Origin of the sequence: Methylobacterium sp. ap11 (assembly GCF_900110515.1) — a bacterium.
GTDB lineage: Bacteria > Pseudomonadota > Alphaproteobacteria > Rhizobiales > Beijerinckiaceae > Methylobacterium > Methylobacterium ajmalii.
The window spans coordinates 20,526-41,740 of the sequence record NZ_FOEB01000018.1 but is presented as its reverse complement, the minus strand read 5'-3'; the positions used below and the strand labels follow the sequence as shown (position 1 = coordinate 41,740).

Genomic DNA, 21,215 nt, shown 5'->3' with positions numbered 1-21,215 from the left:
ACGCCACCGCACCGTCCATCGGCGAACCGGCCCCCGCTCCGCCGGACGATGCTCCGGTCGATCGACCTGCCGGGACATGCGCCGGCGCGCCTCTCCCCAACGGCATCGGACGGGCGATTCTTAACCTCCGGTTCACGCCGGATCGTGGTAAACGGCCGGCGCCCCTTCGACCCGGTACGGTATCCCTGGCCTTGACGACCGAGCTTCCGCCCGCCCTCCCCCCCTGCCCCGACCTCGACCGACGCGCGATGCTGGCGCTCGCCGGAAGCGGGCTGACGCTCGCCGCGATCGGTGCCGCGCACGCGCAGCCGGCAGAGCCGGCCCCCCTGTCGGACGGGCAGCGCTTCGATCCCGGCCAGGTGGTCGAGCTCGCCCGGGCGCTGGCGAAGAAGCCCTACGCCGCCCCGGCGGCGGACCTGCCGGACGCCTTCAAGACCCTCACCTACGAGCAATATATCGGCGTGCGGGCGCAACCCACCGCCCTGCTCTGGGCCGGCGAGGGCCGGGGCTTCGTGGTCGAGCCGCTGCACCGCGGCTTCGTGTTCACCACGCCGGTGGCGCTGCACGCCGTCGAGGACGGGGTGGTGCGCCGCGTCGGTTACGACCGCAACCGCTTCAGCTTCGGCAAGGTGGCGCCTCCCGAGGAAGGCCGCGACATCGGCTTCTCGGGCTTCCGGCTCTATGCGAGCTTCAACGGCGCGGCCCCCACCGACTGCGCGATCTTCCAGGGCGCCTCGTTCTTCCGGGCGCTCGCCGCCGGCCAGAGCTACGGCGTCACCGCGCGCGCCCTCACGCTGAAGCCCGCGGAGGCCAAGGGCGAGGAGTTTCCGCTGTTTCGCGCCTTCTGGCTCGAGCGGCCGGGGCCGGGCACCGGCCAGATCGTGATCCACGCGCTCGTCGATTCCGAATCCGCCACCGCGGCGATGCGCATGACCCTGCGCCCGGGCGACGCCACCATCGTCGACGTCGAGGCGACATTGTGCCCGCGCACGCCGCTGGACCACGTCGGCATCGCCGGCATGACCGGCGCCTACCTGTTCGGGCCGACCGACCGCCGCGGCGTCGACGACGCCCGCTCGGCCGCCCACGAGGTCGACGGGCTGCAGATCCGCAACGGCTGGGGCGAGGCGATCTGGCGCCCGGTGCAGAACCCCGAGACCCTGCAGATCTCCGCCTTCATGGACCAGGACCCGAAGGGCTTCGGCCTCGTCCAGCGCGCCCGCGCCTACGGCGACTACCAGGACGACGTGCAGCGCTGGGAGAAGCGTCCGAGCCTGTGGATCGAGCCGCTCGGCAGCTGGGGGCCGGGGGTCCCGCAGCACGGCTGGGGGGCCGGCGCGGTCCAGCTCATCGAGATCCCGAGCGAGTCCGAGGTCAACGAGAACATCCTGACCTACTGGCGCCCGAAGGAGCCGGTCGCCAAGGAGACCGCCTTCAGCTACCGCCAGTTCTGGTGCTGGAGCGTGCCGGGCGCGCCGCCGCTCGCCGCCTGCTCGGGCACCCGGGTCGGCAAGGGGGCGGGCGGCAAGCGCCGGCTCTTCCTCGTCGACTTCACCGGCGAGGCGCCGTTCGCCGAGGGGATGGACCCCAACGCGCTGCAGCTCGCGCTCGGCACCGCCCCCGGCACCCTGGCGCGCCAGCGGCTCTACGCCTACCCGGAACGCAAGACCCTCCGAGTGGTCTTCGAGCTCGATCCCGGCAACGACACGTCCTGCGAGCTGCGCCTGGTCGTCAAGGCCGGCGACAAACCCGTGACTGAGACATGGCTGTACCGGTGGACCCCGTGACCCTCGACCTCGACGCGCCGTCGCGCGCCATGCCGAAACCCGCCCCGGTCGCCCCCGCGGTCCCACCGGAATCGCCCCTCGCCATGCCGGTGCAGGACCTGACCCGGTGGTCGGAGGCGGACGCCCACCCGGTGCCCGGCCGCCGGTCGCCCTGGGGCGCCCGCGCCTTCGTGTTCGGCGGCGGCGCCCTGCTCACCGCCTACGGCGCGGTGCAGATGTACGAGGTCGTGTCGGTCGCCGGGTCGACGACCTGGCTGCAGTGGCTGCTGCTCGCTCTGTTCGCGCTCAACTTCTCGTGGATCGCGCTCGCCTTCACCTCGGGCCTGCTCGGCTTCCTGGCGCTCCTGCGCCGGCGCCGGCCAGAGGTCCAGGCGGGCCCGCTGACCACCCGCACCGCCGTGGTGATGCCGGTCTACAACGAGGCCACCGCCCGCACCTTCGCGGCGGTGGAGGCGATCCGCGATTCGATCGAGGCGACCGGCGAGGGCGCGGCCTTCGACTACTGGATCCTGTCGGATTCGACCCAGGCCGACGCTTGGATCGCCGAGGAGCGGGCCTACTTGGCGCTTCGCGCCCGCCTCGGCGAGGGCGCGCGCCTCTATTACCGCCACCGCCAGAAGAACCACCACCGCAAGGCCGGCAACATCGCCGACTTCGTGACCCGCTGGGGCGGGCACTACGACCACATGCTGGTCCTCGACGCCGACAGCCTAATGAGCGGCGACTGCGTGCTGACGCTCGCCCGCGCCATGGAGGCGGACCCGGATTCCGGCATCATCCAGTCGCTGCCGCTCATCATCAACCGCAACACCCTGTTCGCCCGGGTGCAGCAATTCGCGGCGCGCATCTACGGGCCGGTGATCGCCACCGGCCTGGCGCTCTGGTCGGGCCGCGACGGCAACTACTGGGGCCACAACGCGATCATCCGCACGAAGGCCTTCGCCGACCATTGCGGCCTGCCCGACCTGTCCGGCAAGCCGCCCTTCGGCGGCCACGTGCTGAGCCACGACTTCGTCGAGGCGGCCCTGATCCGGCGGGCCGGCTGGAGCGTCTACATGCTCCCCGAGCTCCAGGGGTCCTACGAGGAGAGCCCTCCCTCGCTGATCGACGTCGCGATCCGCGACCGGCGCTGGGCGCAAGGCAACCTGCAGCACAGCCGGATCATCGGCACGGCGGGCCTCAAGCTCGCGTCGCGCCAGCACTTCGCCACCGGCATCGCCGGCTACCTCGCCTCGCCGCTCTGGGCGGCGCAGCTCGTGGTCGGCATCGCGCTCGCCCTCCAGACCGCCTATATCCGTCCCGAATACTTCTCGACCGAGTTCCGCCTCTACCCGGTCTGGCCGCGCTTCGACCCCGTCCGCGCGCTCCAGCTCTTCGGGATCACGATGGCGATCCTGCTCGCGCCGAAGCTGTTCGGGCTGATCCTCGGCCTCCTCGACCGCGAGGTGCGCCGCGCGAGCGGCGGGGGGGTGCGCCTCGTGCTCTCGGCGCTGATCGAGACCCTGCTGTCGGCGCTGATCGCCCCGATCGCGATGCTGGTCCAGTCCGGCTCGGTGATCCAGATCCTGCTCCGGCGCGATGCCGGCTGGAACCCGCAGCGGCGCGACGACGGCTCGATCCCGCTCGCCGACATCGTGCGCCGGCACCGCTGGCACACCATCCTGGGGCTGGTCGCCGGCGTCTCGGCCTTCGCCATCGCCACCTCGCTGTTCCTCTGGATGTCGCCGACGATCCTCGGCCTCGTCCTGGCGATCCCGATCTCCTGGGCGAGCGGGCAGCTCTTCCTCGGCCTGGCGCTCAAGCGCGCCGGCCTGCTGATGACGCCCGAGGAGCGCGAGCCCCCGGCGATCGCGACCGCCGCCAAGGCGATCGAGGCGCGCAACGCGGCGCTCGGCTACGACGACGCCGACGGCCTGCGGGCGCTCCACGCCGATCCGGACCTCCAGGCCGGCCACCTCGTCTTCCTGCCCCCGGCCGAGCGCCGGTCCCGCGGCGCGCCGCAAGCGGACCACGTCATGGCCCAGGCCAAGGTGGTGGAGGCCGAGACGATCGACGAGGCGGCCGACTGGCTGAACGCCAAGGAGAAGATGGTGCTGCTGCACGACCGGGCGCTGCTCGACCGGCTGGCGCGGCTGGGCGGGTGATCCATCGCCACCCCGTCCGGGTCGGGACGGGGTGGCGCGGGGCGTGCTCAGAACCGGCACCGCATCAGCACGGCCGGGAACCGGACCGTGTCGCCCATCGGGATCTCCCGCCGCTCCAGCGCGTGAAAGCCGAGGGCGCGGTAGAACGGTTCGGCGTTGAGGCTGGAATAGCACTCGAAGACGCAAAAGCCGCGGTCTCCGGCCTGGCTTCGGCACGCGGCGAACAGGCTGCGCCCGACGCCCCGCCCGGTCCGGGCCGGGTGCACGGCGAAGTGGCGGATATGGCCGAGGCCGGGCTCGACCTCGCCGGTCCCGGGCCTCTCCGGCGTCCAGCCTCCGACCCCGACGACCTCGCCCGAGACCTCCGCCAGATGGAAACTACCGGAGGCGAGCAGGGCCGGATTGGCGCGAACCATCAGCGGCAGCGCCCGGGCCAGCATCGCGGCCTCGTAGGAGGCGGTCATCAGGACCGGGTAGCTCGCCGTCGGAACCGCCGTCACGGCATCGGCGTCGGATGACCGGGCGGGGCGAACGGCCACCTTCCGCGACATCGGGCTCGTCCTCGTCGGGGGCGACGGTTCATGGGGCTGCCTTCTCCCACTCCATCACCAGGAACCACGGCACGCGGGCGTAGCGCGCGGCCTTCGCCGGGTCGCCGCCCTGCGGCATCGGCTCGTCGAAGTACCGCAGGACCAGTCCCTGTCCGAGCAGGAGTCCCATGTACAGCGAGAGCGGCCGGTGCCAGTTGTGGACGCGGATGCCGTGCCACTCCGCCCATTCCGCCCGCTCCTCCGTGTAGCGATCGATCCGGAAGCGCCGGTGCCCGTCGGGATCCTCGGCCCAACCGCCGGCGGTGGCGAAGCCGTTCAGGTTGGCGATCAGGAGCGTGCCGCCGGGGGCGAGCACCCGGGCCATCTCGGGGATCGCCGCGCGGACATCCGGGATGTCGATCAGCGTCAGGTAGCTCACCACGAGGTCGAAGGCGCCGTCGGCGAAGGGCAAGGCCTCGGCGCGGCCATGCATGTAGGTGCCGGCGGGGTCGCGGTCCCGCGCACGGCGCAGCAGGGCGCCGGTCGGATCGATCCCGACGGTCGCGATCCCGAGGTCCTGCATCCGGCGGCAGAAGCGGCCCTCGCCGCAGCCGACGTCGAGGGCCCGGCGAAAGCCCCTCCCCGACAGCCGGGCGAGCATCGGCGCGTCGAGCACGCTGGCGCGGCCGAAATCGCCCGCCTCGCCCATGTCGGCGATCCAGGCGGCGGCGGACTCGTCCCAGCCGTTGCTCATCGCGGGCCTCGCTGATTGCGTCGGGGAGATTCCCCCAAAGGCAGATCCCCCGAGGCAGATCCCCCAAGAACAGAGTTTCGCACGCGCGAACCGGGCCTGCCACCTCCCGGGTGACGCCCCGCCTCCGCTCGATTATCGATAATTCATGACGACAGCCAAAGACGAACCGATCGCCGTGCGGATCAGCCGGGCCCTGGCCGAGCGCATCATCGCGGGGACGCTGGCGGCGGGATCGCGCCTGCGCCAGGACGCGATCGCGGAAGAGTTCGGCGCCAGTCACGTCCCGGTGCGGGAGGCCTTCCGCCGCCTCGAAGCCCAGGGGCTGGTGGTGAGCGAGCCGCGCCGCGGCGTGCGCGTCGCCGGCTTCAGCCCCGACGAGGTGCACGAGGTCGCCGAGATGCGCGCCGCCCTCGAGGTGCTGGCCCTGCGCCACGCCGCCCCGCACCTCACCGCGGCGATCCTCGACCGGGCCGAGGCGGCGACAAGGGCCGGTGACCGCGCCGGCGGCGACGTGCAGGCCTGGGAGGAGGCGAACCGCAGCTTCCACCGCCTGATCCTCGCCCCTTGCGGCATGCCGCGCCTGCTCAGGTCCATCGACGATCTCCAGGCCGCGAGCGCCCGCTTCCTGTTCGCCGGCTGGCGCGCCGAGTGGGAGGCGCCGACCGACCGCGACCACAGGGCGATCCTGGTCGCCCTGCGGGCCGGCGACCTCGATACCGCGGCGGCGGTCCTCGCCCGCCACGTCCAGTGGGTCGGGCACCGTCCCGGCCCCGCGGCCGCCCGCCAAACCGGCTGATCGGAAATTATCTATTATCTGTCATCAATATTGCGTTCAAGACGCGGCTGTGGATCTCTGCCGTCGTCGATTCGATGTAATTATCTATAAAAAGGAGATCCCGATGACCGCCCTCGTTGTCGGCGCCGTGCCCCTGCGCGCCGCCCGCAGCCTCGCCGTCGTCGTCGCCGGCGTGCTGCTCGTCACGCTCGCGGCCAAGGTGCAGATCCCGTTCTGGCCGGTGCCGATGACGCTGCACACCCTCGCCATCATGGCGCTGGCCGTGGGCCTCGGACCGCGCCTCGCCGTCGCGACGGTGCTCGGCTACCTCGCGGCGGGCGCCGCCGGCCTGCCGGTCTTCTCCGGCACGCCGGAGCGCGGCATCGGGCTCGCCTACATGGCGGGACCGACCGGCGGCTACCTCGCGGGCTACCTCGCGGCGGCCGGGCTGACCGGGGCGCTCGCTGCTGGCCGCGGCCTCCTCGGCCGGGTCACCGCGATGCTGGCCGGCCTCGCGGCGATCTACGGCCTCGGCCTCGCCTGGCTGGCGCTGTTCGTGCCGGCCGACCGGGTCGTCGCCCTCGGCCTCCTGCCCTTCCTCCTCGGGGATCTCGTCAAGATCGGCCTCGTCGCCGCCGGCTGCTCGGTCCTGCCGGGCCTGCGCCGGGTTCTCGCCCGATGAGTGCCCACGAAGACGGAGCGATCCGGCACGACTGGCGCACCGACGAAATCGTGGCGCTGCACGACCTGCCGCTCCTGGAGCTGGTCGGTCGCGCCAACGCGGTCCACCGCCGCCACCACGATCCGAACCGGATCCAGCGGGCGAGCCTCCTGTCGGTGAAGACCGGCGGCTGCCCGGAGGATTGCGCCTATTGCCCGCAATCGGCGCATCACCGCGAGGTCGACCTGACCCGCGACCGGCTGATGGACCCGGCCGTCGTGCTGGCCGAAGCCGCCCGCGCCAAGGCGGCGGGGGCCGACCGGTTCTGCATGGGGGCGGCCTGGCGCCAGGTGCGCGACGGCGCCGAGTTCGACGCGGTGGTGGCGATGGTCGAGGGGGTGCGGGCGCTCGGAATGGAAGCCTGCGTCACCCTCGGCATGCTGAAGGCCCACCAGGCCGCGCGGCTGGCCGAGGCCGGGCTCACCGCCTACAACCACAACCTCGATACCGGCCCGGACTACTACAACCGGATCGTCACCACCCGCACCTACCAGGACCGGCTCGACACGCTGGCGACGGTGCGGGAGGCCGGAATCGGCCTGTGCTGCGGCGGCATCGTCGGCATGGGCGAGGCGGTGGCGGACCGGGCCGGGCTGCTGCGGGTGCTCGCCGGGATGGCGCCCCATCCCGAGAGCGTGCCGATCAACGCCCTGGTCCCGGTCGAGGGAACGCCGCTCGCCGCGCGCCCGCGCATCGAACCCCTCGATCTCATGCGGATGGTGGCGACGGCGCGCCTCGTCCTGCCGGCCTCGATCGTCCGGCTGTCGGCGGGCCGCTCGCAACTGGGGCGGGAGGCGCAGATCCTGTGCTTTCTCGCCGGCGCGAACTCGATCTTCGCCGGCGACACCCTGCTCACCACTCCGAACGCCGAGCCGGACGAGGATGCGCTCCTGTTCGCCGCCCTGGCGCCCCGGAGCGGGGCCGCGGCGGCGGCGGCCTGACAAAGCACGGTCCCGGCGGCGCACGTGGAGCGCCGCCGGTTTCATCCGTCCCTCGACACGACGATGTTTGCCGCGCCCGGCTTGCGACCCGGGCGCGGTGCGGCGTAATCTTGGCTCGATCTTGATTCGCGAGGCTTCGATGAGCGTCACCGCCCATTTCATCCCGCCGATCCATCCCGACACCGTGACGATGTCGATCGCCGGCTACCTCGCCGCCGCCGTGCTCTGCGCCGACCGCCGGGCGGTCGCTCAGGCGGCCAGCCGCGGCCGGTCCTGACGGTAGCTCTCCATCAGCCCTGCGGGGATCGTTTCCAGCACCGCATCGACCGCGGCCTCGCTCGCCAGCGCCCGGGCGAGGTCGCGCGCCTCCTCCCGGGCCGCCTCGGCATCGAAGCGGTTGAGCAGGGCGACGATGGCGTGCGCCTCCGCGAAGGGCAGGCGCTCGCAGGCCGTGACCGCCCGCTCGATCATCCGCCGCGACAGGCCGGCGACCCCGCTCTCGCGCAGCCCGGTCGCCTCCTCGTGCCAGGCCGACATCGCCGCCGCGAAGGCGGGCTCGAGGGCGGCCGGCAGGCCGGCCCGGCGGTAGAGCGCCGCCATCCCGCTGCCGCGGGGATCGTGCAGCAGCCCGGCGACCCGGCCCGCGGTAAGGCCCGAGAGGTCGGTCAGCGCCGCCTCGGTGAAGGCCATCCGGCCCGACAGCATCGCCCGCAGGATCAGGCCCGGGGTGAGCTGGCCGGCCTGGCGCAGGTAGGTGACGAGCCGGGCGAGGTCGGCACGGTCCGAGCCCTCGGCGAGGCCGAGCGTCGTGCGCTCCCGCGCCTCCCGGGTGACCCGCTCGCTGCGCTCGGGCGAGAGCCAGCCGCAGCCGGTGACGAAGGCCGAGAGGGCGCTGGCGAGGCGGGCGGTCACCGCCTGGCGCACGTCGAGGGGCAGGTCGGCCCGGGCGAGCAGCGCCTCGCGCAACGCGGCGTCGCCGCCGTGGCGCTCGACGATCCGCATCAGGCTGTTGCGGGTGATCTGCGCGCCCGGATTGGCGGCGAGCGCCCGCAGGGCCGTCGCGCCGGCGATCTCCGCGAGCGCGCCGCAGAGCATCGGCGACAGGGTGGGCCGGTTCGCGATGGCGATGCGGCCGGCCTCGTCGCCGACGGCGGCGCAATCGACGAGGTCGGCGTCGGACAGGACCGGCGAGCGGGCGAGCACCAGCCCGGCGATCTCGGCCTGGTCCTGGGCCAGCGCGACCACCAGGGTGCGGGGCGCCTCGGCGGCGTTGGCGCAGGCCTCGGCGAGCGCCCGTCGCACCAGCGGCGAGGGGTCGTCGAGGAGCGCCGTGATCGCGGTCTTGGCCTCCCAGCGGGCGGCGGCGTCGAGGTTGGCGTAGAGGTAGGCGCGGGCGAGCGACGAGGCCGCCTCGGCCCGCCGGCCGGCGGATTCGTGCTGCGTCCAGAGCAGGAACTGGCGGATGATCATCGGCGCGGCTCCGTGGCGACGGCCAGGACTGGGACGGGGGTCAGGATTCGAGCGACGTCGGACCGAGGGCCGCGGAGCGTCCGCGCCCGCCATATTCCGGCGGTCGCGGCGGCGGCAGCGGCACGCCGTCGGCGCTGGCGTCCGGCGTCGCGGGCGCGGCGGCCGGCAAGGTGACCGAGACGGAAGCCGCGGCGACCAGCGGTCGCTCGGAGGAGCGCGGGAAGTAGCTCGGCGCGGCGCTGCCCCCGCCCCCGCCTCCCCGATTGCCCCACAGCCGCGCGACGCTGTCGGAGACCGGGCCGCGGCGGGCATCGGTCTGGAACAGGGTGCCGATGCCGCTGCCGGCCTCCGGGGCGTAGGCGGTCGGCGCGTTGGCCTGGGCGACCAGCGTCGAGGCCGGCGCCGGGCTGCCGGGGCTGGTGCCCAGCACGGCGTAGAGCTCGGAGGCGCTGCGGGCCCGGCCGGCACGGTCGTAGAACAGGCCGCGGTTGCCCGACGCCGCCTCGGGCAGGTCGGCCGCCGCCGAGCGACCGGGGGCGGTTTCGGCGTTGCGGATCAGGGTCAGCGCGCCGCGCACCCCGAGCAGGTGGGCGGCGTAGAGATCGGCCTTGTTCGGCTCGCGTCCGAGCGCCGCCGAGAGCGCGTCGGCGTTGCGGCGGGTGAGCGCGCCGGCCATCGCGGAGGCGACCTCCGGGTCGCGGCGCAGGTCGAGGATCGCCTGCCGGGCGGCCGGGTCGCTCACCGTGTAGCCACCCGAGCCCCGGGCCGTGATGGCGTCGGCGTACGAGCCGAGCCCGAGGGACGGGCCGTCCTGCTTCATCACCCCGAGCCAGGTCTGCTCGATGAACTGGAACAGGCCCGTGGCCGAGGACGAGCCGGCCTTGGCGCTCGGGTTCAGGCTCGATTCGCGCTGCGCCGTCGAGAGCAGGTAGTCGAAGGCCGCCCCGGTCTTCTCGGCGCCCTGGCGGATCGCGTCGATCACCGGGTTGCCCGCCCCCGTGCGGCCGGTCCCCGAGGCTCCCGGGCCGGTCGATCCCTGCGAAGGCGTGCTGCTGAACAGGAACATGGCGGCCCGCTGGAGCGGCACCGCGACGCGCGGGCCGGCTCTCTCATGGACCGCAGGATGCTGTTGTTATGGTAAAGAAAGATTGAAGCGGAGATCGGTCGCAGCGTCCCGCACGCCGATCGGAAGTCGCCGACCGGCAGGGTCGAGCGGCGCCTCCCGAGGCTGGACCTCCGGGATCGGGTTCCGGCGCAAGGTGACGGCGGCCTCCCGGCGGCGGTGCCGGGTGCGCGTCTCGAGGACCGTTTCGGTCCATGCCGCCCGCTCGATCCGGCGTGTCGTCACCCACCTTCCTCGCCACCTTCGCTCCGAAGGATGCCGAGGCGGTCGATCCGGAGAATGGAGCGGAGACCAACCGTGCTGGTTCAAATGGCTTTCCGGTCGCCCATCGCGCCGAGCTGCACGCCATCCAATCCGTTGGCGCGCCTCGACGGCGAGATCGAGCAGCGCGTCGACGCCATCGACCGCGGTCCGACGCGGCCGCATCGTCGCCGCGATCCCGCTCGAACGGATCCGGAGTTCGTTCGCGCGCCGCCATCGGGCGCGCGGAAGCCGGGGATCAAGCAAATCTTCAGCTCGCCCCTGGCATGAGCGGAAGGGACGACCCACGCACGAGGCACCCGCCCCTCTTCCCGGCGGCGGAGAGTAGTGAGCGATGAGGCGTTCCCGCGTGCCCGGCGCAGGCCTGGCGTCCTGGACCGAGATCGACACCGGCCCGATCCCCGGGGGCGGCGCCCTGCGGCTGGTGCGGCGCGACGACGAGTTCCTGATCGCGGTCGACGGGATGGAGCTGATGGGCAGCCATCGCAGCGGCTCGGAGCGGGAGCTCGCCGACCTCGCCTGCGGTGCCTTGCGCGAGCATCCGGCCCCGCGGGTCCTCATCGGCGGGCTGGGCATGGGCTTCACCCTGCGGGCGGCGCTCGCGGTGCTCGGGCCGCAGGCCCGGGTGGTGGTGGCGGAGCTGGTGCCGGCGGTGGTGGCCTGGGCCCGTGGGCCGCTGGCGCACGTCTTCGCCGGCTGCCTCGACGACCCGCGGGTCGAGATCCGCGAGGCCGACGTCAACCGGGTGATCCAGTCCGGGCCCGAGACCTGGGACGCCATCCTGCTCGACGTCGACAACGGCCCGCACAGCCTGGTCAGCCGGGCGAACGACCGGCTCTACGATTCCTGGGGCCTGAAGCGGGCGCGCTGGAGCCTGCGGCCAGGGGGCCTGCTCGGGGTGTGGTCCGGCTGCCCGGACCGCCAGTTCAAGGCGCGGTTGCAGCGCACCGGCTTCGCCGTGACCGAGCACCGCATCCGCTCCGAGCGGCCGGGCCGGACGCCGCACGTGGTCTGGATCGCCGAGAAGCCCACCCTGGATTGACGCCGGAGCGGCGCTCCCGCAACCCTGACGCGCGGGGACGGCACGCGGGACCGTCGCCTCCCGTCGCGGCGCGGCGGAGCGAACGGATGCCGGCGCGATGGCGGAGCAGGAGACCACGGATTTCAAGCTCGGGCGGCTCGCGGCCGAGCAGCAATTCGCGCTCTGGCACGACCTCGTACGGCCGCTGTTCCGGGTGGGCCTCGAGGACGCGGAGGCCGCGGGGTCGTTCCGGGCCGAGGTGAAGGCCGCCCCGGTCGCCGACGCCCTGCTGACGACCTGCACCGCCCGGGCGCAGACCTTCGAGCGCGACCACGGCGACGTCCGCAGCTCGGGCTGGGACCACGTCGTCATCCAGCACTACGTCGCGGGCGGCTTCGAGGGCGCGTGCGGCGACCGGACGGTCGCGGTGACGGCCGGCGACGTCAACGTCCTCGACCTCAACCGCACCCTGCGCACGCGAGCGCCCGACTTCTCCAACCTGACCCTGATCCTGCCGCGCGACCGGCTGGCGATCGCCGGCACGCACGACCTGCACGGCCGGGCGCTCAAGGGCGGCGACGCGATCGCGGCGATGATCGGCAGCCACCTGCGCAGCCTTTCGGCCCATGCCGGTGCGCTCACGCCGCGGGAGGCCGGCAGCGCCCTCGACGCGCTGTGCCTGCTGCTCGCCGGCAGCGACCTGCGGGAGGCCGACCCGCTGGTGCGGGCGGCGGCCTCCGCCAGCGCCCACGAGCGGATCTGCGCCCATATCGACCGCCACCTCGACGACCCGGACCTGACCCCCGCCGGCATCGCGGCGGCCTGCCGGGTGTCACGGGCGACGCTCTACCGGCTGTTCGGCTTCGAGGGCGGCGTGATGGCCTACATCGCCGGGCGCCGGCTCGACCGCGCCTTCACGGCCCTGTGCCGGCCCGAGGCCGAGCGCACCAGCATCGCCGAGGTCGCCTATCGCAGCGGGTTCACCAGCGAGGCGCATTTCAGCCGCTCGTTCCGGAGCCGCTTCGCGATGGCGCCCCGGGAGGCCCGCCGCCGCGCCCGCGAGGGGCTGGCCCCGGCCCGGGTGGTCGCGGGCCTCGGGCCGAACGACTGGATCGGCACGATGCGGCGCCTGCGCGAGACGTTCTGACCCCGCGGGGGCGCCTCAGGGCAGCGCGCCGATCTTCTCCTTGGCGCGGGTCATGGTGTCGTTGCAGGCATCCGCCTGGCCGGCGCGGTCCTGCTCGCGGGCCTTGGCGATCAGGGTCCGGGCCTCGGCGATGTGGCCGGCCTCGGGCTTCGTCGCCGGGTCGCTCGGCTGGCCGGGCGGCGGGGCCGGCAGGGCCTTCGGCGAGCCGGTCGTCGTCGGAGTCTCGCCGGTCACCCGGGCGGCGCCGGGGCTCTCGAGCCGGCGCTCGATGGTGGCGATCTGCTCGGCGCACGGCGTCGCGGACGCGGCGGTGGCGAGGAGCGGCACCAGGGCGGCCGCCCCGATCAGAATTGCGCGATTCATCGGTAACGCTCCTCGTGCGGGTCCACCCCCCTCGGGCGGCGCCGAGTTGCAACGGCGGGCGGGCGCCGCGGTTCGGGCGCGCTCCCGCGGCGGCGATGTCGCAGGGCCGGCGCCGCCGGCGGCGCGATCCGCGCCCGGCGCCGGATCTGGCGCTCGCCGGCACCCTGCCATTCCGGTCCGGCATGCCTCTCCCGGCCGCCCCCGTCTTACAGGTGAGCCTTCCCGTCCTTCGATAGCCGCGAGCGGACTGAGAGCAGGATGACGCATTCCCCGAGGCCGTCCGCCCAGGCATCGCTGCCGCTCCTCGTCGCCGTGACGATGACCGGGACGGTCGCCCTGCACATCTTCGTCCCGGCGCTGGCCGCCGCCGCGGCCGATCTCGGCACCACGCCGGTCGCCGCACAGCTCACGATCACCCTCTACCTCGTCGGGCTCGCCTGCGGGCAACTCGTCTACGGCCCGGTCTCGGACCGTTTCGGCCGCCGCCCGGTGCTGATCGCCGGGCTGTCGCTCTACCTCGCGGGGCTGCTCCTCGCGATTCCCGCCACCTCGATCGAGGTGCTGATCGTCGCCCGGGTGCTGCAATCGCTCGGGGCCTGCGGCTCGCTGGTGCTCGGCCGGGCGATGGTGCGCGACGTCTCGACCGCCACCGACGCCGCCCGCAAGATCGCGATCCTCACCATGGCGATGACGCTGACGCCGGCGCTCGCCCCGGCGATCGGCGGTCTCGTGGCCGGCGCCTTCGGCTGGCGGGCGGTGTTCGTGGTGCTGGCCGCGGTGGTGGCGGGCCTCGCCGCCCTGGTGGTGCGGACGCTGCCGGAGACGAACCGGCACCCGGTCGCGCTGCCCGGCATCGGCGCCGTGGCGGGGGCCTACCTGAGGCTCCTGCGCAACCCCGCCTACCGGGCCTACATGCTGGCCGGGGCCTGCGCCGGCACCAGCCTCTACGCCTTCCTGGCGGTGGCGCCGTTCCTCCTCGTCGACCGGCTCGGCCGCTCGTCGCAGGAGGTCGGGCTCGACTGCCTGATCGTGGTGGCCGGGATGGTGGTGGGCTCAGGGATCGCCGGGCGCCTCGCCGGCCGGATGCCGATCCGCCGCGCGGCCCGGATCGGCAACGGCATCTGCCTCGCCGCCGCCCTGGCGCTGCTCGCGATCGACCGGAGCGGCGCGCTCACGGTGACGACCCTGCTGGCGCCGCTGGTGCTCTATGCCGTCGGCATCGGCCTCCTCGGGCCGAACGCGGTGGCGGGGCTGATGAACGTCGACCCCCACGCCGCCGGCTCGGCCTCGAGCCTCTACGGCTTCATGCAGATGGCGCTCGGCGCCCTGTTCACCCTCGCGGTCGCCACCTGGCACGACGGCTCGGCGATGCCGGTGGCGGTCACGCTCATGGCTGCGTCCGTGATCGCCGCCCTGGCGCTGCGCCGAGCCTGAGCGGCGGCCCCGTCACCCACCGGCGAGCCTGTGAACAGACGTTAACCTTTCCTTAACTCGGCCGTTGCCCCGACGGACCCGGCGTGCGACCAACTCGTTAACGAGAGCTTAACGGGTGCGGGTGCGGGTCGGATGCGTATCGCGGGTCGCAAGAACGAAATCGGACGGGCCGCCCTGGCGGCCGTCGCCCTCCTGGCCTCGGTGACCGGGGCCGGCAGCCAGACCCTGGCGGCGCTGCCCGCCGTCACCATCCCGGCGGCCCCCGTCGGCGAGGCGCGGCCGGTCCCTGCATGGACCGAGTTCTGCGCCCGCTACGCCTCGGAATGCGCGGTGAACCCGAACGAGCCGGCGCAGGTCACGCTGACCCCGCGGCTGTGGCAGACGGTCACGACGATCAACCGCCAGGTCAACACCAGCCTGCGCGCCGTCACCGACCAGGAGCACTGGGGCGTGCCGGATCGCTGGGACCTCGCCGAGGACGGCTCGGGCGATTGCGAGGACTTCCAGCTCCTCAAGCGCAAGCTGCTGGCCCAGGCCGGCCTGCCCCGCCGGGCGATGCGCATGACCGTGGTCATCGACGACAAGGGCGAGGGCCACGCCGTGCTGATGCTGCGCACCGACCGCGGCGACCTCGTCCTCGACAACAAGACCAGCGCCGTGCTGCCCTGGCACAAGACCGGCTACACCTACATCAAGCGCGAGGCCGACGAGTCGATGCGCTGGGTCTCCCTCGGCCGGGCGGTGTCGCCGGTCGTCACCGCGAACCGCTGATCTCACCGCTCGAACCGGGCCGCCAGGGCCTCGCTCGCCAGGATGGCGCTGCCGTTGGCCCAGGGCAGCGGCAGGATCACCCGCATGCCGGGCGGGGGTTCCGGTACGACCGGCCGGGCGAGCGGCGCGGCGATCGGCACCGGATCGAGGCCGGGCCGCAGCGTGAGCGCCGCAGCCTCCCGGCCGCCCCGGGCGATGAGCGCGACCGAGCCGATCGCGGCGACGAGCGCGGCCTGGAATCCCAGCCGGCGTAGGGTCCGCACCATGTAAGCACTCGCCTGTCCTGCGGCGACGATGTTCGGGATCGGTCGCTCGTTCGAACAGACTATCGGCCCGGGCCGCTTAACGGCCGGTCGTCGGCGCGGCCGACTCCGCCTTCGCATGACGACGACTTGCCGCGATGCTGAACGGAGGTTTTACACTGGCCGTCCCACTTCGGTAACCTTGACGGAACGGTCGCGCGAAGGCCGGGGGCCGCATCACGCCGCGGGATGGGCCGGAGCGGCCGCCCGCGCTATATTCGAACCCATGACGATGCGGTCGAGGACGATGCGGATGGGTTGGCCGGCGGGACGCACGCTGTCGCGGCTCGTCCTGTGGGGCCTGCTGGCGGGCCTCGCCGCGCCGGGCCCGGCCCACGCGCAATATTACGACGAGGGCTACGCGCCGCGCCGCGCCGCCGAGGGCGCCTACGGCTATCGCCGGCGCGATCCCGGCTATCGCCCCGCCCCCGAGCCGCAGCGCCAGTTCTACTGGCCGTGGGAGGATCGCCCGGCGGCGGCACCCCAGGTCCAGGATTACGGGCAGCCCGCCCCGCGCGGCGCCTACCGCACGCCCCGCCCGCGGCGCGAGCGCGAGGTCGTCCACAGCCGCGAGGGCCGCTCGGTGCAGCGACCCAAGCCCCGCCCGGCCCCGGTCGTGGCCCGGCCCGCCGCCCCGAAGCCGAAGACCGACCCGGCGACCCAGATCGCGGTGTTCGGCGACTCCCTCGCCGAGCTGCTGGGCCAGGGCCTCGACACCGTCTACGAATCCTCGCCCGACGTCGCGGTGATTCGCCGCGCCAAGGGCGACAGCGGCCTCGTGCGCAAGGACGTGGTCGACTGGCCGAAGGCGGCCGAGGACTATCTCAAGACCAACCCGAAGGTGTCCTACGCCGTGGTGATGGTGGGCGCCAACGACCGCCAGCCCCTGCGCGACGGCGACCAGTCGGTCGAGCCGCTGAGCGAGCGCTGGCGCACCCTCTACCGCGACCGGGTCGACGCGCTCCTCAAGGTGTTTTCCGACCGCAAGGTGCCGGTGGTCTGGGTCGGCGAGCCGCCGATGAAGAGCGACACCCTCTCGGCCGACATCACCTCGCTCAACGAGATCTTTCGCGACCGAGTGCAGCGGGCGGGCGGCGTCTACGTCGACATCTGGCCGGCCTTCGTCGACGAGAACAACCGCTACGCCGCGACCGGGCCGGATCTCGAGGGCCAGCAGGCGAAGCTGCGCACCGCCGACGGCGTGCACTTCACCCAGGCCGGCGCCCGCAAGGCGGCGCATTTCGCGGATGTCGAGATCAAGCGGCTGATCGAGGCCAAGGGCGGCACCCCGACCCCGCCGGAGGCGGTGGCGGCGGTCAGCCCCGAGGCGCCGCCGCCCGCCGCCGGCACCGCGAAGCTCGACGACGACGCGGCGATCGACCGGCTCATCACCGCGATGCTGCCGAGCCTGCCCGAGCCGCCCGGCATCCCGGCACTCCCGGTCAAGCCGGCCGCCGGCCCGGTGGTGCCGCTGACCCGCACCGAGGTGGCGCCCAACGGCCAGCTCGTCACCGGCCGGCCGCGGATCGACCGCGACACCGGCTACACCCTGGAGCGCAGCCTCAACCGCGGTATCGCCCCCCCGCCCCAGCCGGGCCGGGCCGACGATTTCCGCTGGCCGCGGGGGTGATGCGAAGTCCCGCTTTGCGACGCGAGCGATCGCAACGCGGAAGGCGCTACAGCCGCGCCGTGAGCGTCGCCAGCACCGAGAACGGCGCGCCCGGGATGTTGTTGAACTGGTTGAACGGCGCCTCGATGTAGCGCGCGTTGGTCAGGTTCTTCAGGTTCAGCGAGAACCGGGCGTGCTCGTTGAGGTCGTAGAAGACCGCCGCATCGACCCGGGTATAGGCGCCGACCTTGTAGGTGTTGGTGATGTCGCCGAAGCGCGCGCCGACATGGGTCACGCCGGCCCCGAGCCCGAGGCCGCGCCAGAACCCCTCGTCGAACTGGTAGGTGGTCCAGACGCTGCCGCTGAATTGCGGCGCGCCGTCGAGACGGTTGCCGACCGGAATGAATCGATCGCGCGTCACCCGGGCATCGGTGTAGCCGACGCCGCCGATGACCTTCCAGCCCGGCAGGATGGTGCCGGCGAGATCGGCCTCGACGCCCTTCGAGCGCTGCTGGCCGGTGATGATCGAGAAGCCGGTATTGACCGGATCGTTCGCCGCGACGTTGTTGCGGGTGATGTCGAACACCGAGGCGGTCAGGCTCAGGTCCGGCGAGAACTCGAACCGGGTGCCGACCTCGACCTGCTCGCCGGTCTCCGGCGGCGGGTTGGCGGCACCGAAGACGTTGGCGGTCTGCGGCTTGAACGAGGTGGTGTAGCTAGCGTAGAGCGCCAGCGGCTCGGCGACCCGGTAGATCAGCCCGACCCGCGGCGACACGCCGGAAAGCTCTTGGTCCGGCGGGATCGTACGCGATGTCGGGGTGCGGCTGAAGTAGAACTGCGAGCCGGTGTCGTACCGCACGCCCAGCAGCAGCTGCAGGCCGTAGCCGAGGTCGATCTGGTCCTGGGCGTAGAGCCCGGTCAGCTCGGTCTTCTGCTTGAGATCGCTCTGCAGCGACAGCGCGCCCGGCAGCGAGAGGCCGGGAACGGGGTTGAGGAAGCTCACCGAGGCGAGCGGACCTTGCGTGGTGATCGCCCGCCGGTACCCGTTGACGTACTCGACCCCGAGGAGCGCCGTGTGGCGCAGGCCGAGCCAGTCGAACTTCGCCACCAGCTCGGTCTGGCTGTCGACGGCGGCGTAGGTCGAGGTGGTCGCGGTGGTGCGGCGGGTGAGCGTGAGCCCGTTGGCCGAGACGCCGATGGCCCGGGCCGCGATCGCGTCGAAGCTGCCGCCCTGCGCGTTGATCACCTGGCGCAGCATCAGGTGCTCGTTGAAGTCGTGCTCGACCTTCAGCGTGCCGAAATTCGCATTCGCGTTGTAGCGCGAGAACGGCTCGCCGTAGTAGCGCGAGATGTTGTCGAGCGGTACGCGGCCGTTCCGGGCGACCAGCCCCTCGTCGTAGACCGTGTCCTGGCGGGTGAACTCGCCGATGAACGTGACCCGCGTGTCCGGGCTCGGGTTCCAGCTGAAGGCCGGCGCGATGAAGAACCGGGAATTGTCGCGCCCGGCGAGATCGCGAAACGTCGGGTCGACCTGCGTTCCGAAGCTCAGGCGGGCGGCGAGCCCGTCGGTGCCCGGCACGGCCCCGGAGGCCGAGGCCTGGACCCGCCGGAAGCCGAAGCTGCCGGCCTGGATGCTGGCCTCCGCCGTCGGCACCAGGGTCGGCTGGCGGGTGACGATGTTGATGACGCCGCCCGGATCGCCCCGCCCGTAGAGCACCGAGGCCGGGCCCTTCAGCACCTCGATCCGCTCGACGTCGGCGAGGTCGCGCTGGACCGGGTAGAAGGTATTGGCCTGGTTCATGAACACGCCGTCGATGGCGTAGGTCTGGGTCCGGAAGCCGCGGATGATGAAGGTGTCGCTGCGGCCCTGGATGGTGCCGCCCGGCTGCACGTTGCTGACGTTGAACAAGGCGTCGGCGAGCCGCGTCTCAGCCCGGTCGACCAGGACCTCGCGCGGCACGACGTTGACGGTCTGGGGGACGTCGCGCAGGGGCGTGTCGGTCTTGGTCGCGGTGGCGCTGCGGGTGGCGCGGTAGCCCTGGACCGGGCCGATGGCCGTCTCCCGGAAGGCCGGTGCGCCGGCGACCGTGATCGCGTCGAGGGCGATGGCCTCACCCGCCTCCTGCGCCGTCGCCCTGCCGCCGGCCAGGACCGGCGCCGCGCCCGCGAGCAGTGCGAGGACGAGCGACGACCGGTGTCGGCCGGCGGGACGAGGGGTTGGGTGCACGGGAACCTACCAGGGAAGACGACGATCTCCTGGCGGCGTTAGGCGCTCGCCCGTCGGCAATCAATCGCCATGTAGAGCCAAGATCTGGAACGATTCCAGCCCCGGTCGCAATCGCCATCGGTGTGGCATCGAGGCATCTTCGACAGTGTTCGTGCCAGTGGATAACTCGCCTTCCACTGAGTGAATTAGAATAGATATAAGAAGGTTGGCGTCGCGCATCGATCCTTGGGGCATCCGGCTGGGCGGGGTCGACCGCCCTACCCTCGCGGGGTTCGGAAAACGACGACGGGACCCGCCCCGGATGGAGCGGACCCCGCGATCGGCAGCCACGCATCGTGCCGGCGGGGCTGGGCCCCGCCGAGAAATCCGCGCAGGAAATCCCGCCCAGAAAATCCCGCCTCAGAGTGGCAGGGTCGTCGTCCCCATCAGCGCCTCGTCGATGGAACGGGCGGCCTGCCGACCCTCGCGGATCGCCCAGACCACCAGGGACTGGCCGCGGCGCATGTCGCCCGCGACCCAGACCTTGTCGGTCGAGGTGCGATACTGGACGTCGTCGGCCTGGACGTTGCCGCGCTTGTCGCGAGCCACGCCCGATTCCTCGACGAGGCCCTGGGCGACCGGACCGGCGAAGCCGATCGCCATGAAGACGAGGTCGGCCGGCAGCAGGAACTCGGAGCCGGCAATGGGCTTGCGGGCCTCGTCGACCCGGGCGCAGACCACGCCCTTCACCTTGCCCTTCTTGTTGCCCTCGATGCGCAGCGTCGCGGCCTGGAACTCGCGCTCGGCGCCCTCCGCCTGGCTCGACGAGGTGCGCATCTTGGTCGCCCAGTAGGGCCACACGGTCAGCTTGTCCTCGCGCTCCGGCGGGCGCGGGCGGATGTCGAGCTGGGTGACCGAGAGCGCGCCCTGGCGGAAGGCGGTGCCGACGCAGTCCGACGCGGTGTCGCCGCCGCCGATCACCACCACGTTCTTGCCGGCGGCGAGGATCGGCTCCTCGGGGGTCGCGGCCTCGTGGCCGACGCGGCGGTTCGACTGGACGAGGTAGGGCATGGCGAAGTGCACGCCCTCGAGCTCCTGGCCCGGCAGGCCGGGATCGCGCGGGGCCTCGGCGCCGCCGGCGAACAGCACGGCGTCGAACTCGTCGTGCAGGCTGGCGAAGGAGCGGGTGACGCCGACATTGACGCCGTAATGGAACTGCACGCCCTCGGCCTCCATCTGCCGCACCCGGCGGTCGATGTGGCGCTTCTCCATCTTGAAGTCGGGAATGCCGTAGCGCAGCAGGCCACCGGCCTTCGGCTCGCGCTCGAAGACGTGGACGTCGTGGCCGACGCGGGCGAGCTGCTGGGCCGCAGCCATGCCGGCCGGACCCGAGCCGATCACCGCCACCTTCTTGCCGGTCTTCACCGCGGCGGGCTCGGGCACCACCCAGCCCATGCTCCAGGCCTTGTCGGCGATGGCCTGCTCGATGGTCTTGATCGCGACCGGCTGGTTCTCGAGGTTGAGGGTGCAGGCCTCCTCGCAGGGCGCGGGGCAGATGCGGCCGGTGAATTCCGGAAAGTTGTTGGTGGAGTGCAGGTTGCGCGCCGCCTCCTCCCAATCCGCGTTGAAGACGAGGTCGTTCCAGTCCGGGATCTGGTTGTGGACCGGGCAGCCCGTCGGGCCGTGGCAGAACGGGATGCCGCAATCCATGCAGCGCGCCGCCTGCTTCTTCAGGTCGTGCTCGTCGAGCGGCAGGGTGAATTCGAGGAAGTGACGCACGCGGTCGGCCGCGAGCTGATACTTCTGCTCCTGCCGGTCGAACTCGAGGAAGCCTGTGACCTTGCCCATCGGGTGAG

At 72.9% G+C, this 21,215-nt stretch carries 20 protein-coding genes; 12 read left to right on the top strand and 8 right to left on the bottom strand.

Annotated features, from left to right (window positions below):
- The first annotated feature begins 191 nt into the window (after window positions 1-191).
- On the top strand, window positions 192-1,787 hold the full coding sequence (locus BMX97_RS22485) for an OpgD/OpgG family glucan biosynthesis protein (protein WP_348273134.1): 1,596 nt from the start codon (window positions 192-194) through the stop codon (window positions 1,785-1,787).
- Between the two features lie 29 nt (window positions 1,788-1,816).
- Window positions 1,817-3,931 carry a glucans biosynthesis glucosyltransferase MdoH gene (mdoH, locus tag BMX97_RS22480; protein WP_091753522.1) on the top strand — a complete coding sequence of 705 codons (2,115 nt, stop codon included), beginning with the start codon at window positions 1,817-1,819 and terminating at the stop codon, window positions 3,929-3,931.
- Between the two features lie 47 nt (window positions 3,932-3,978).
- On the opposite strand, the gene BMX97_RS22475 is transcribed toward mdoH, so the two are convergent.
- Both BMX97_RS22475 and BMX97_RS22470 read right to left on the bottom strand, forming a co-directional pair.
- A complete protein-coding gene (locus tag BMX97_RS22475) occupies window positions 3,979-4,482 on the bottom strand; it encodes a GNAT family N-acetyltransferase (protein WP_091753479.1) in 504 nt (167 codons plus the stop codon).
- 28 nt (window positions 4,483-4,510) lie between these two features.
- The gene (locus tag BMX97_RS22470; protein WP_091753478.1) at window positions 4,511-5,215 is read right to left on the bottom strand and encodes a class I SAM-dependent methyltransferase; all 705 of its coding nucleotides are present in this window, start codon (window positions 5,213-5,215) and stop codon (window positions 4,511-4,513) included.
- Window positions 5,216-5,360: 145 nt separating this feature from the next.
- Here BMX97_RS22470 and BMX97_RS22465 point away from each other — a divergent pair, with 145 nt between their 5' ends.
- The 4 genes from BMX97_RS22465 to BMX97_RS33000 all read left to right on the top strand — a co-directional run bounded on the left by BMX97_RS22465 (window position 5,361) and on the right by BMX97_RS33000 (window position 7,929).
- Window positions 5,361-6,011 (top strand): GntR family transcriptional regulator, encoded by a 651-nt coding sequence (locus BMX97_RS22465; RefSeq protein WP_091753477.1) that lies wholly within the window; start codon window positions 5,361-5,363, stop codon window positions 6,009-6,011.
- A gap of 103 nt (window positions 6,012-6,114) precedes the next feature.
- On the top strand, window positions 6,115-6,672 hold the full coding sequence (locus BMX97_RS22460) for a biotin transporter BioY (RefSeq protein ID WP_091753476.1): 558 nt from the start codon (window positions 6,115-6,117) through the stop codon (window positions 6,670-6,672).
- Window positions 6,669-7,652, top strand: a complete 984-nt coding sequence (bioB, locus tag BMX97_RS22455) for a biotin synthase BioB (RefSeq protein WP_091753475.1) — start codon at window positions 6,669-6,671, stop codon at window positions 7,650-7,652. Before BMX97_RS22460 ends, bioB begins: the two co-directional genes overlap by 4 nt.
- A gap of 139 nt (window positions 7,653-7,791) precedes the next feature.
- Window positions 7,792-7,929, top strand: coding sequence for a hypothetical protein (locus BMX97_RS33000; RefSeq protein ID WP_167543904.1), 138 nt, complete (start codon window positions 7,792-7,794; stop codon window positions 7,927-7,929).
- Here the strand turns inward: BMX97_RS33000 and BMX97_RS22450 are convergent.
- Both BMX97_RS22450 and BMX97_RS22445 read right to left on the bottom strand, forming a co-directional pair.
- Window positions 7,902-9,122, bottom strand: a complete 1,221-nt coding sequence (locus tag BMX97_RS22450; protein WP_091753474.1) for a DUF2336 domain-containing protein — start codon at window positions 9,120-9,122, stop codon at window positions 7,902-7,904. The genes BMX97_RS33000 and BMX97_RS22450 overlap by 28 nt on opposite strands.
- A 40-nt stretch (window positions 9,123-9,162) precedes the next feature.
- The gene (locus BMX97_RS22445) at window positions 9,163-10,188 is read right to left on the bottom strand and encodes a transglycosylase SLT domain-containing protein (protein WP_091753521.1); all 1,026 of its coding nucleotides are present in this window, start codon (window positions 10,186-10,188) and stop codon (window positions 9,163-9,165) included.
- Between the two features lie 354 nt (window positions 10,189-10,542).
- Between BMX97_RS22445 and BMX97_RS32310 the strand changes: the two genes are divergently transcribed.
- The 3 genes from BMX97_RS32310 to BMX97_RS22435 all read left to right on the top strand — a co-directional run bounded on the left by BMX97_RS32310 (window position 10,543) and on the right by BMX97_RS22435 (window position 12,674).
- Window positions 10,543-10,776 carry a hypothetical protein gene (locus tag BMX97_RS32310; RefSeq protein ID WP_143074695.1) on the top strand — a complete coding sequence of 78 codons (234 nt, stop codon included), beginning with the start codon at window positions 10,543-10,545 and terminating at the stop codon, window positions 10,774-10,776.
- Window positions 10,777-10,840: 64 nt separating this feature from the next.
- Window positions 10,841-11,548 (top strand): spermidine synthase, encoded by a 708-nt coding sequence (locus BMX97_RS22440; RefSeq protein ID WP_091753473.1) that lies wholly within the window; start codon window positions 10,841-10,843, stop codon window positions 11,546-11,548.
- A 97-nt stretch (window positions 11,549-11,645) separates the two neighbouring features.
- Entirely contained in the window at window positions 11,646-12,674 is a 1,029-nt protein-coding gene (locus BMX97_RS22435; protein WP_091753472.1) for a helix-turn-helix domain-containing protein, read from the top strand.
- Window positions 12,675-12,689: 15 nt separating this feature from the next.
- On the opposite strand, the gene BMX97_RS22430 is transcribed toward BMX97_RS22435, so the two are convergent.
- Window positions 12,690-13,037 carry a hypothetical protein gene (locus BMX97_RS22430; protein WP_091753471.1) on the bottom strand — a complete coding sequence of 116 codons (348 nt, stop codon included), beginning with the start codon at window positions 13,035-13,037 and terminating at the stop codon, window positions 12,690-12,692.
- A gap of 258 nt (window positions 13,038-13,295) precedes the next feature.
- On the opposite strand from BMX97_RS22430, the gene BMX97_RS22425 reads away from it, so the two are divergent.
- Together BMX97_RS22425 and BMX97_RS22420 are read left to right on the top strand one after the other, a co-directional pair.
- On the top strand, window positions 13,296-14,471 hold the full coding sequence (locus tag BMX97_RS22425) for a multidrug effflux MFS transporter (protein WP_091753470.1): 1,176 nt from the start codon (window positions 13,296-13,298) through the stop codon (window positions 14,469-14,471).
- 132 nt (window positions 14,472-14,603) lie between these two features.
- Window positions 14,604-15,242, top strand: a complete 639-nt coding sequence (locus tag BMX97_RS22420; protein ID WP_091753469.1) for a transglutaminase-like cysteine peptidase — start codon at window positions 14,604-14,606, stop codon at window positions 15,240-15,242.
- A 2-nt stretch (window positions 15,243-15,244) separates the two neighbouring features.
- Here the strand turns inward: BMX97_RS22420 and BMX97_RS22415 are convergent, their stop codons facing one another.
- Window positions 15,245-15,508: a hypothetical protein gene (locus tag BMX97_RS22415; RefSeq protein WP_091753468.1), complete on the bottom strand. Its 264-nt coding sequence runs from the start codon at window positions 15,506-15,508 to the stop codon at window positions 15,245-15,247.
- 289 nt (window positions 15,509-15,797) lie between these two features.
- Between BMX97_RS22415 and BMX97_RS22410 the strand changes: the two genes are divergently transcribed.
- Window positions 15,798-17,174: a DUF459 domain-containing protein gene (locus BMX97_RS22410; RefSeq protein WP_091753520.1), complete on the top strand. Its 1,377-nt coding sequence runs from the start codon at window positions 15,798-15,800 to the stop codon at window positions 17,172-17,174.
- A gap of 46 nt (window positions 17,175-17,220) precedes the next feature.
- Here BMX97_RS22410 and BMX97_RS22405 read toward each other — a convergent pair whose 3' ends face one another.
- A complete protein-coding gene (locus BMX97_RS22405) occupies window positions 17,221-19,245 on the bottom strand; it encodes a TonB-dependent siderophore receptor (protein ID WP_244538594.1) in 2,025 nt (674 codons plus the stop codon).
- 534 nt (window positions 19,246-19,779) lie between these two features.
- Window positions 19,780-21,207: a glutamate synthase subunit beta gene (locus BMX97_RS22400; protein WP_091753466.1), complete on the bottom strand. Its 1,428-nt coding sequence runs from the start codon at window positions 21,205-21,207 to the stop codon at window positions 19,780-19,782.
- Between the last annotated feature and the right edge of the window lie 8 nt (window positions 21,208-21,215).